We start from the raw sequence: 11,394 nt of genomic DNA, 5'->3' as shown, positions 1-11,394 counted from the left end.
AGCAGCCTTTCTTATTTTGTTAAAAAGCAAATATTACTGAAAAATACATTTGCTTTTTGCTTTCCTTGCAAATACTGCGTAAATTTCGCTTAATTATTAAACACTACTCCTGAACAATAAGTAGAGTACGTTAAAATATGAAAGTGATATGCGAAATCTTACTATTCTTTCTATCCTATTATTCACTGTTTTCTTGCCTTTTGATTCTTTTTCAGGTACTTCAAAAAAAAGGAAAGATTTTCTTCACACCTTTGTAGATAATTCTGCGATTTGTGCAGGTTCGGAAATAGAGGTAAAGTTTAGCACTAACTTCGTTTCTGCGGAGTTTACAGTTCAGTTGAGCGATGAGAGAGGAAGTTTTAGCAGAGCCAGCACCATAGGCAGATTGACCAATGCCATAGGAAGAACAGGCGGAGGGGTAAGAGCAAGATTACCTATCTTGCTTGTACCAAGTGAAAGATACCGCATTAGAGTAATAGCTACAGCTCCTTATTTCGAAGACGGAGATAATGGCAAAGACATCATCATTAGACCTGCACCTACTGTAAGTGTTGAAGTTACAGGCTCAACTAATCTTTGCGATGGAGAAACCGTTACTCTCAAAGCCATCAGTTCTTCTAATGAATTTAGATGGTCAGACGGGCAAACGACACAGACCATTACTGTTTCTAAACCGGGTGTGTATAGTGTAACGGCAAGGGATAGACAAACAGAGTGTACGATTACCTCTAATGCTGTACAAATCGTTGCTAATAGCATTGCAGTCCCTAAGGTTCAGCACAATGGTTCTCTGGCTCTTTGCGAAGGAACTTACGTAGAACTAACTACTCCCTTCATAGAAGGCGTAGAGTATGAGTGGAAAAGAAATGGCAGAAAAGTAGGTACGGTCAATAGCCGTGCCTTGTTAGCTTTTGAACCAGGGGACTACACTGTAACCATTTCCAATAAATGTGCCTCTGCAACTTCAGAACCTGTATTAGTTAGCCTCAAAGCTAAGATTCCCCCTCCCACTTGTAGCCCTGTAAGTCGATGCGGGGAAGGCAAAGTTACACTCAAAGCACAAGGAGGCAAAGAAGGCAAGTACCAATGGTACGACGCAAACTTCTATCCTATCAAGGGTGCCAATTTTAGCACTTACACCACTGAGGACTTGAAAAGGAATACTACGTTTTATGTAGCCAACGAAGAGTTTGGTTGTGTGAGTGCCAAGATACAGGCAGATGTCTATATCAGGCCACCCGCTACTCCTGTGTATGCAGGCGAAGATGTAGCTATTACCTTAGGAGAAAGTATCCAACTCAGTGCACTAATGAATACTGCCGTTGCCCTCACTACCAATTTGGAAGCAAACCCAAATAGTCGCACTCCTCACTTGCGGTATGAATGGTCGCCTAAGACCTACTTGGACAATCCCTACATTCCTAACCCCGTAGCAACCCCTCAAGAAAGTATTACTTACACTGTCAAAGTTACTATTGACGTAGGCTGTGAGGTAACAGATAATGTGAATGTTACAGTAAGGCGAGAATTGCTTATTCCTAATGGTTTTACCCCTAACGGCGATGGAGTAAACGATACATGGGAAATAGGAAATATCCTATTTCAACCTGATGCAGTGGTAGAAATATTTGACCGATGGGGAACAAAAGTATTTTATTCACAGGGATATGCCAAAGCATGGGACGGCACTTACAACGGGCAAGTCTTGCCTACACACACGTATTTTTATTTTATCTCCGCAGAAAATGGCAGAAGAAAATGGTCTGGTGCATTGAATTTGGTCAGATAATTTGTTTTTTCATCTTCCCTTGCTAATTTTGCAATACAAATAAGAAAGGGGCATTAGCTCAGCTGGCTAGAGCGTTTGCATGGCATGCAAAAGGTCATCGGTTCGACTCCGATATGCTCCACAGCAACAAAAAACCTCCTCAAAGTAAATTTTGAAGGAGGTTTTTTTATTGTATTTATTTGCTATACTATTGCCTCAAAAATCCTTTTTAAGGAAACTTCTTTCTCGATAATATTACGTAACTCGCTGATTTTTACTCTTTCCTGCTCCGTAGTATCTCTATGACGGATTGTAACTGTTTCATCTTGGAGGGTTTGGTGGTCGACAGCTATGCAGAAAGGCGTACCTATCAAATCTTGACGAGTATAGCGTTTCCCAATAGCGTCTTTTTCCTCATAGAATACTTTAAAGTCCAATTTCAAATCATTATAAATCTTTTGAGCTATCTCTGGCAAGCCATCTTTTTTCACCAACGGGAAAATAGCCGCCTTGATAGGTGCAAGAGCGGGGTGCAACTTCAAGAAAGTGCGAATCTTCTCGTTGCCTTCTGCATCTTTGCCTATCTCTTCGGTATAAGCATTGCAAAGAACCATAAGGAAAGTACGGTCAGCCCCAATGGAGGTTTCTACGACATAAGGCACATAGTTTTTATTCACCTCATTATCATAGTATTGCTGTTTTTTCTTAGATAATTCTTGGTGATTGCCCAAGTCAAAATCTGTACGGGAGTGAATACCCTCTACTTCTTTAAATCCAAAAGGAAACTCAAATTCTATGTCCAATGCGGCATTGGCATAGTGAGCCAACTTTTCGTGGTCGTGGAACTTCAACTTTTCCGCAGGAATACCAATCGCCCTGTGCCACTTCATTCTGGTTTCTTTCCAGAAATTGTACCATTCCATTTCTGTACCGGGACGCACAAAAAACTGCATTTCCATTTGCTCAAACTCCCGCATACGGAAAATAAACTGACGTGCCACTACCTCATTTCTAAATGCCTTCCCGATTTGAGCAATACCAAAGGGAATCTTCATTCTTCCTGTTTTCTGCACATTCAAGAAATTTACAAAAATACCTTGAGCAGTTTCAGGACGCAGATAGACAGTATCAGCATCTTGGGCGACCGCTCCCATTTGCGTAGAAAACATCAGATTAAATTGACGGATTTCTGTCCAATTCACCGTCCCAGAGATAGGACAAGCAATTTTCTCATTGATAATCAACTCTCTGAGTGCATCAAAATCATTGGCATTAAGCAAATCATTCATTTTTCTCAGTAGTGTATCTGCTTCTGCTTGCTTGCCTTCTGCCACCAACTGGTCTGCCTTGCCTTCTAAGAGGTGGTCGACCCGATAGCGTTTTTTAGAGTCCTTGTTATCAATCATCGGGTCATTGAAACTTGCTACGTGTCCAGAAGCAACCCAAGTATTAGGGTGCATAAAAATCGCCGCATCAATGCCTACAATGTTATCGTGAAGTTGAGTCATGGTTTTCCACCATGCTTGCTTGATATTATTTTTGAGTTCGACGCCGTTCTGACCATAGTCATAAACCGCTTGTAAGCCGTCGTATATTTCGCTTGAAGGAAAAACAAAGCCATATTCTTTGGCATGAGCAATAATTTTCTGAAAAAGTCCTTCTTGTTGCTGTTCCATGTTTGATTTAATTGATAATTAAATAGTTGAATAGTTAGTTGTTATTTGTAGTTAAGTAGCCCTGCAAAATTAGCTTATACTATAAATGTTTACTAAGACATTGATTATTAATGTTTTGTATTAATTCACAACTTATAACTAATAATTCATAACTACTTACCATTCACTATCATTTATCCTTTTGTATTTTTATTGATAACTGCTTTAATGTAAAATTTTAGGACTGCAAAGATAAAGGGAATTTTTTAAGAAAATATTTTTTTCAGAGAAAGAGATTTACAAATTGTATAAAATTTATTAAAGTGAAAATAACGGATAGGCTTGTTTTACTCTCTGCTTTTTGCCTATCTTGCCTACCAAAAATGAATTGTAATGAGTAATATCCTTATTGTAGGTCCTGCTCACCCTCTTAGGGGAGGCATTGCCACGTTTAATGAGCAGTTAGCTAAAAGTTTACAACAAGCAGGACATCAGGTAGAGATACTAAGTTTTAGCTTACAGTATCCTGATTTTCTTTTTCCGGGTACTTCCCAATTTACTGACGAGCCTGCCCCCTCTACCTTACTGATTAGTCCAAAACTTAACTCTATCCAGCCACTCAATTGGCTTCGGGTAGGAAATGAGTACAGAAAAAAGTCGTTTGATATAGTTATTTTTCGCTTTTGGCTACCTTTTATGGCACCCTGTTTAGGTACTTTTAGCCGTATTATGCGTTGGAGTCAGAGAAATGTAACAAAGTTCATCGCTATTACCGACAATGTTATTCCCCACGAAAAAAGGTTAGGTGATAAACTGCTTACCCGCTATTTTCTTTCATCTTGCGATGGCTTTATTGCTATGGCAAAATCCGTACTTAATGACATCGCCCTTTTTGAGCCAGACAAGCCCAAAATCTACACCCCTCACCCTATTTATGACAACTATGGCACGCCTATCAGCAGGGAAGAAGCACTTGAAAACTTAGGACTAAGCCCTGACTTTCAATATGTTTTGTTTTTTGGATTGATTCGTGCTTACAAAGGGCTTGATTTGCTGTTGGAAGCCTTTGGAGAGGGAGAATTGAAAAAACGAAAGATAAAACTCATCATTGCGGGTGAGCCTTATGAAAATATGAGCAAATACGAAGCGATAATAACAAAGTATCAACTTGAAAATCAAATTATTAGACATACTCACTTTATCCCCACTGAGCAGGTTGCCAACTACTTCTGTGCCGCAGACCTTGTGGCGCAACCGTATAAGACTGCTACACAAAGCGGCGTTTCTCAAATAGCTTATCATTTTGAAAAACCTATCTTAGTAACCAATGTAGGTGGCTTAGCAGAAATAGTATCACACCAAAAAGTAGGTTATGTAGTAAAGCCTGAATCCGTAGAAATTAAAAACGCTATATTAGATTTTTTTGATAATCAGAGGGATAAAGAATTTGCTGAGAATATTAAGTTAGAAAAAAAGCGTTTTAGTTGGGAAACAATGATAGGGAAGATTTTTGAGTTAGCAGATACATTGTAACAAGTACATCAATCATACTCTTAATAAAAAGTAGGGCATCAAACCTTTTCGCAAAGCCTGCTCCTTTTGTTTTTTAAAACTCACTTCAAATCATTCTTCTCTTTTTTTCAAAAATTTTGCTTTTTAAAAATTTATTCTCTTAATTTTAGAGAAACTAATTTTACTAACCCAAATCGCCATGAAACTTGTTAAACTTTCTATTATTATTGCTTTCTTTCTCTTGAGCGCGATGCCTACCTCAGCCCAAAATGCCCAAGCCCTGGACAGCCTGAATCGCTTGCTCTCTGCCAGCCAGTCCGATACCAACCAAGTCAAAATTTTGATTGATTTAGGAAGGGCATATATCTATTCCAGTTCTGATACTGCTATTTATTATTGTCAAAAAGCACTTGCCCTTGCGGAAAAGCTACAATACACCAAAGGAGAAAGTTTTGCCTTAAGCATGATTGCTTTTAGCGAAACAGAAAAGAGCAACTATGTATCGGCTTTGCACTATGCCCAAAAAAGTCTAAAAGTAGCTACTCAGGGCAACCATTTGTTTGAAAAAGCATTTGCATATCTTCGTTTGGCAAGCCTAAGTGGTACTATGGGAGATATAGAAGAAGCACTGTCTTTTTTTAAAAAAGCAGAGGAAATATTTATTAGATTAAAAAATGAAGAGAGATTAGCCGTAGTTTATAACAACATAGGCTCTATGTATGCAGGAGAAGCAGAGTTTAGCAAGGATAAAGCTGTACATGATAGCTTGTGCTTACTCTCTTTAAGCTACTATAAAAAGGCAGAAGCCATTAGGCGAAAAAATAAAGAAGAATTAGGTTTAGCTACCGTATTATCCAATATAGTATCTACTTACATACAGCTTGGACAAGATAGTCTTGCTGACTCTTTTTTACCCGAATTAGAGCAGTTAGCTACTAAGTTTAATAGTGCAAGAGAAAAATTTAATGCCAAGTTGGATAAAGCCGAGATATTGCTTCATAAAGGAGAGCTTTTAGAGGCAGAAAAATTAGCATTAACACTATTAGCAGAAGAAAAAGCCGTTTTCAATAAACCTACGTCATCTGGTTTATACAGGCTATTAAACGAGTTGTATGCCCAAAAGAAAGACTATGAAAAAGCCTACCAGTACAGAATTATTTACCAAGATTTGAGAGAAAGGGAACTTTATAAGCCCGAAGCACAGAAAGCCATGCAAGCGGTGCGGAAAAATTTGGAAGAGGAAAGGCGTATGGCAGAAAAAGCTGAGACAGAAAAAGAAAAGCAGGTGCAAAGGTTGTATTGGGCAATAGCAGGGGGCGGCTTTTTAGTCGTTTTACTTATTTTAGGCATTACCTACCGCAATAGCCTCCGTCAAAAACAAGCTAATCAACTTTTACAAGAAAAAAACGAAGAGATTGCCCAGCAATCCGAAGAACTCTACCAAATCAACGAAGAAGTACTCGCCCAAAGGGACAGCTTGCAAAAATCGTATGAGAATGTAGAACTGCTCAATGAGATTGGGAAAAAAATCACCTCCTCCCTGAACTTTGAAGTCATTTTTGCCCAACTCTACCAAAGCATCAACCAACTCATGGACGCTACTATTTTTGGCATCGGTATTTACAAAGAAAATCAGCAGGAAATCAGGTATGAGTTGGCAATGGAAAGAGGCGTAGCTTACCTACCCTATAGCCGCAGTATGCAAGACAAAACACAATGGGCGGTGCAGTGCATAGAGCAGAAAAAAGAAATCTTTATCAATGACTTAGACAAGGAAAATGGAAAAACAACGGTCATTAATAATGTTACCTTAGAGGACGGAACAGCAGCAGAAGAACCCCAATCGCTGATTTACCTTCCCTTGATGAAAAATCAAGACAAGGTATTTGGGCTGATTACGGTACAATCTTTCCAAAAAAATGCGTATTCAGATTATCACCTGAACATCTTGCGAAACTTAGCGACTTACACCACCATTGCCTTAGAGAATGCAGAAAGCTTTAACGAAATCCAACTCAAAAATGCAGAAATAAATACCCAAAGAGAGGAAATCTTGACTACTTTGGAAAACCTCCAAGCCACCCAAGACCAATTAGTCCAATCGGAACGCTTGGCTGTGGTGGGTAAGTTGGTTGCCAATGTAGCCCATGAAATCAATACTCCTTTGGGTGCTATCCGTGCCTCTGCGGGAAATATCGTTACTGACTTGAACCAATCCATTACCGAACTGCCCAGAATCTTTGAAATCTTAGATGAGGAAAAGAAAAACCTCTTTTTTGCCCTCGTAGCCAAAGCCTTAGCTAACAAGCAGTTGGTTTCTTCCAGAGAGGAAAGGCAAATCAGAAGGAAGCAGCAAGATGACTTAGAGCCTCTGGGCGTAGCAGATGCAGATGAAATCGCTTATGACCTAACAGCTATGGGCTTGTACGAAGGCTACATGGATTTTCTTCCTCTGTTCAGAGACAAGGAAGCCCGCCTGATTTTGCAAACTGCCTATCACCTTGTAAACCAACAGAGAAGCACAGAAAACATACAGGTTGCGGTGGACAGAGCCTCTAAGGTAGTTTTTGCCCTGAAAACGTATGCCCGCCAAGACCACTTGGGCGAAAAAGTACAGGCAACCTTGAAAAATGGCTTAGAAACCGTACTCACTTTGTACCACAACCTTTTAAAGCAAGGAGTAGAAGTAGAGAGAGAATACGAGGCTAATCCTGAGTTTTGGTGCTACCCCGACGAACTTGCCCAAGTATGGACAAACCTGATTCACAATGCCTTGCAAGCCATGAACCACAAAGGCAAGCTGACCGTAGGCATGAAGCAAGAAAACAATAACCTGATAGTGAGTTTTGCAGATACAGGCAAGGGGATTCCTGATGACATCAAACCCAAGATATTTGAACCTTTTTTCACCACCAAACCCGTAGGCGAAGGCAGTGGTTTGGGGCTGGATATATGCCAGAAAATAGTGAAAAAACACAATGGCGAAATGGGCTTTGAAAGCGAAGTAGGCAGGGGAACAAGGTTTTGGGTGAGGCTGCCGATAGAGGGGTAAATCACCAAACTTGTGGAAAGTTTGATGATTTTCTCCATGTTTGGGTAAAATTTCCTATCTTTGAAAAAATAGAAAACAATATGGTTGAAGTGGCAATACATTATCCTCACCTTTCTATTAATGCTGAGGAAAAGGCAATTATAAAGGGCGCCAACCTCAAAGTATCCGAGCTAATTACTTTCCATTTAGCTTATGGCTGGGGTGCAGAAGAACTTTTCCTCCATTTTCCCTATCTATCAAGTGTAGGTGAGTGTATAAAGGATATAGAACTGGTCGCCAAAGTGGGAAATTTAGAAAATCTGCAAAATACTGTTACTTTCTTGGGGAGATTGCAAAAAGAATCAAATTTTCAAAGACTTTGATTCTTTTTCTTTTGCTTTTCAAATGCTATTTTGTTATTTTTGGAGAAAGAAAAAAATTTTATGGAAATAATCCAACTACCACTTACAGAGTACCAAAGTTTGCAAGAAGAAATTAATCTACTTAAAAATACCGACTTACTTATTAAAATGAATCGGTTAATAGACTTACTCTTTCAAGACAAATATGGTCTTTATATGGGTAATTTCACTGATGACTTGACAGAATGTATAATAGATAACTCTTGGGACAGCCAAAATTCTGCTTGGGATAATGTATAAGCAAAGAGAAATCGTATTAGTACCTTTTCCCTACTCCGATTTGAGTAACAATAAAAAGAGACCTGTATTGATTGTTTCAAACAATGATTACAATCAATCCTTTGAAGATGTACTTGTTTGTGTGATTACAAGCAATGACTATAAGGATGCATACTCAGTGGATTTGTCAAATCATGACTTAGAAATAGGAATCCTACCTGAAAGTTCCATAGTAAAGGCACACAAACTTTTTACCATCCACCAAAGCAAGATTATCAAAAAATTTAGTATGGTGAAAGGTGATTATTTCGAACTCATCAAAACAAAAATTCATAGCTTAGTAAAAAAATCATAAAGGAAAGAGTAAGATTTAGGGTAAGTCCCAAACCTCTTCGCAAGTCTGCTCCTTTGGTTTTTTTTGGACTTGTTCATCTCCTGCAAATGAGTATTGTTGAGTGCATAAGAACACAGCATTAGTTGCCAAAGTAGGAGACTTAGAAGAGCTACAAAACATGCTTACTTTTTTATCTCTTTGAGAAAGTTATAGGCAAGAGGACGACCTTTTGGGTACGGCTGCCAATAGAGGGGTAAATAAGAGTGTAAAGCATCAAGTTTGTGGAAAGTTTGGTGATTTTGTAAAGTTTTTCTTATTTTTGATAAGTTAAATATGAATTTATATATTTCAAACAAATGGAAATATTCACAGATGAAGAAGTAGATTGGGCAGTAGAGCAAGCGGAGACGGAAGCCTTAATAAGGCACATTGCAGATAGCTTGAGTTTTCATGGAGCAAGGTTAAAACGCCGAAGTATCAGACTTGCGCTCAAAGACTTAGGAGATGTCAGCGATGATTTTCTGGTAAAACTCTCCTCTGAGAATCCCTTGCTCAAAATAGAAACTGAAAACCATACCTCTCTTATCTTAAAATATATGCCTAACTATGAAGAAAACCAAAGAGGTTTATCTAATCTCTTAGATGAACTTTTTTATTGGAATAGAATCAAAAACAACAAACAAGGGCAATTTTATGATTCTAATAGCACAGTAAGGTTCGCCGATGGAAGCAAAAAAGAGCCTGATATTACCTACATCTTAAAATCAGAACTTAAACTTATCCCTCAAAAAAGTTTTATTACAGTTACTCCTACTTTTTTGGTGGAGTGGTTTTCTACCTATGATGATTGGGAAGAAGCACAAGCAAAAATGGATTTTTACATGAAACAAGGCGTAAAATTAGCATGGTTAGTAGTCCCCCAACACAAGCAAACTTATATCTATCGCCCTGATAGAGAGTTAAAAACTATTCCTTTCTCCGAACTTATCACAGGAGAAGATGTTTTAGTTGGCTTTGAAGTCGTGATTGATGCTTTATTATCAGAAGAATAAGAATATGAAAAAAGCAATTTTGTGTATAGATGATGAAAGAATCGTTTTGGAGAGTCTAAAAGGGCAGTTACGAAAAAACTTTGGTAGTGAATACCAATATGAGTTTGCAGAAAGTGCAGATGAGGGCTTTGAAATTATTGAGGAATTAGTGGCACATGGCACACAAATTCTTATTATTGTGTCCGATTGGCTCATGCCTGATGTGAAGGGAGATGAGTTTTTAATTGCAGTGCATAAGCGTTTCCCTCAGATAGTCAAGGTCTTGCTCTCTGGGCAGGCGGCAGAAAAGGCTATAAAAAATGCACAAGAAAATGCAAACTTGCATAGGTTTATCTATAAGCCTTGGGAAGAGGAGGAGTTAGTGGAAACGATTAGGTCTGGATTAGCCATTAATTACACAAGTTTGTACGAATGAATATATTTAGCCACTAATTACACGAATTTGCACGAATAAGAATGGAAAAACCAGTAATTCTCTGCGTAGATGATGAACATTTTGTTTTGAATAGCCTAAAAGCCCAGCTACGTGGTCAATTTGGCAAAGATTACTCTATAGAAATTACTGAAAGTGGAGAGGAAGCCTTAGATGTAATTCGGAATATTTTGTCTTCAGGCGCACCTTTTCCCATCATCATTTCTGACCACATCATGCCCAATATGCAAGGTGATGAATTGCTCATCAAAGTACACGCTATTTCCAAATCTACTTTGAAAATTATGCTTACAGGGCAAGCCAACGTAGAAGCCATAGGAAATGTAGTAAACAAAGCAAGTCTGTACCGCTATATCAGCAAACCTTGGGAACAGAGCGATTTGATAATGACAGTAAAAGAAGCACTTGGCAAATATCAGGCAGATAGGGAATTAGAGATAAAAAATGAACAATTAGTTCGCTACAACCAAGAGCTTGAACTGAAAATAGCAGAACGCACTGCCGAGTTGCAAAAGAAGAATGAAGACCTTACTGATAGTATCAACTATGCAAAGCGTATCCAAAATGCTATGTTACCTTTTCCTGACCGCATCGCTCAGTCCTTAGGAGAAGATTATTTCAACCAATTGTGCTAGTTAAAATATAAAGTTTTTTATATCTAAGATAGGTTGTTGAGTTATAAAGTTTAAATAAATAGCAAAAGTTAGGGATGTTATTTTTGCGATAATTCTATTTGTTAGTCCCCAAGCACTCTTTGCACGTGTATATTGTATGTTAAACTGCTCTGTCAGTATTGAGTTTACTGTTTCAATGGTTTTACGAAAAATACCAAGAAATGCTTTTTCAGTAGCAGTATTAGCTACTTGGTTTGCTCTATTTTGTATAATTAGCTCATAATCAAGTGTATTCTCAAGCCTTTTTCCCAACCCTACATACCCTTTATCGCCAATAGCTAAGATATTAGTCTT

Annotated in this window: 11 protein-coding genes and 1 tRNA gene; 10 read left to right on the top strand and 2 right to left on the bottom strand. The window is 38.4% G+C overall.

Annotated elements, in window-relative coordinates; genetic code table 11:
• The first annotated feature begins 148 nt into the window (after nt 1-148).
• Together BM141_RS10440 and BM141_RS10435 are read left to right on the top strand one after the other, a co-directional pair.
• Complete coding sequence (locus tag BM141_RS10440; RefSeq protein WP_091544943.1) at nt 149-1,789, top strand: T9SS type B sorting domain-containing protein; 1,641 nt, start codon at nt 149-151, stop codon at nt 1,787-1,789.
• 47 nt (nt 1,790-1,836) lie between these two features.
• Nucleotides 1,837-1,910: transfer RNA gene (locus BM141_RS10435), tRNA-Ala, on the top strand.
• 61 nt (nt 1,911-1,971) lie between these two features.
• Here BM141_RS10435 and BM141_RS10430 read toward each other — a convergent pair.
• A complete protein-coding gene (locus BM141_RS10430; RefSeq protein ID WP_091544942.1) occupies nt 1,972-3,444 on the bottom strand; it encodes a glycine--tRNA ligase in 1,473 nt (490 codons plus the stop codon).
• 372 nt (nt 3,445-3,816) lie between these two features.
• Between BM141_RS10430 and BM141_RS10425 the strand changes: the two genes are divergently transcribed.
• From BM141_RS10425 to BM141_RS10390, 8 genes are all read left to right on the top strand, one after another.
• On the top strand, nt 3,817-4,956 hold the full coding sequence (locus BM141_RS10425; RefSeq protein ID WP_091544941.1) for a glycosyltransferase: 1,140 nt from the start codon (nt 3,817-3,819) through the stop codon (nt 4,954-4,956).
• A 178-nt stretch (nt 4,957-5,134) separates the two neighbouring features.
• Nucleotides 5,135-7,987 carry an ATP-binding protein gene (locus tag BM141_RS10420; RefSeq protein WP_091544940.1) on the top strand — a complete coding sequence of 951 codons (2,853 nt, stop codon included), beginning with the start codon at nt 5,135-5,137 and terminating at the stop codon, nt 7,985-7,987.
• Nucleotides 7,960-8,349 (top strand): hypothetical protein, encoded by a 390-nt coding sequence (locus BM141_RS10415; protein WP_091544939.1) that lies wholly within the window; start codon nt 7,960-7,962, stop codon nt 8,347-8,349. Before BM141_RS10420 ends, BM141_RS10415 begins: the two co-directional genes overlap by 28 nt.
• Before the next feature lie 60 nt (nt 8,350-8,409).
• Nucleotides 8,410-8,628, top strand: a complete 219-nt coding sequence (locus BM141_RS10410) for a hypothetical protein (protein ID WP_143090884.1) — start codon at nt 8,410-8,412, stop codon at nt 8,626-8,628.
• Nucleotides 8,621-8,962: a type II toxin-antitoxin system PemK/MazF family toxin gene (locus BM141_RS10405; protein WP_091544937.1), complete on the top strand. Its 342-nt coding sequence runs from the start codon at nt 8,621-8,623 to the stop codon at nt 8,960-8,962. The genes BM141_RS10410 and BM141_RS10405 overlap by 8 nt, the downstream gene beginning before the upstream one ends.
• Nucleotides 8,963-9,297: 335 nt before the next feature.
• Nucleotides 9,298-9,993, top strand: coding sequence for a Uma2 family endonuclease (locus BM141_RS10400; protein WP_091544936.1), 696 nt, complete (start codon nt 9,298-9,300; stop codon nt 9,991-9,993).
• A gap of 4 nt (nt 9,994-9,997) precedes the next feature.
• Nucleotides 9,998-10,408, top strand: a complete 411-nt coding sequence (locus BM141_RS10395; protein ID WP_091545070.1) for a response regulator — start codon at nt 9,998-10,000, stop codon at nt 10,406-10,408.
• 41 nt (nt 10,409-10,449) lie between these two features.
• Entirely contained in the window at nt 10,450-11,061 is a 612-nt protein-coding gene (locus BM141_RS10390) for a response regulator (protein WP_091544935.1), read from the top strand.
• On the opposite strand, the gene BM141_RS22930 is transcribed toward BM141_RS10390, so the two are convergent.
• A partial coding sequence (locus BM141_RS22930; RefSeq protein ID WP_394331677.1) for a hypothetical protein occupies nt 11,062-11,394 on the bottom strand: 333 nt, incomplete at its 5' end.

Source organism: Thermoflexibacter ruber, assembly GCF_900113045.1.
Classification (GTDB): Bacteria; Bacteroidota; Bacteroidia; order Cytophagales; family Thermoflexibacteraceae; genus Thermoflexibacter; species Thermoflexibacter ruber.
Note: the sequence above shows the minus strand (reverse complement) of the source record. Positions and strands in the feature narration are given on the sequence as shown.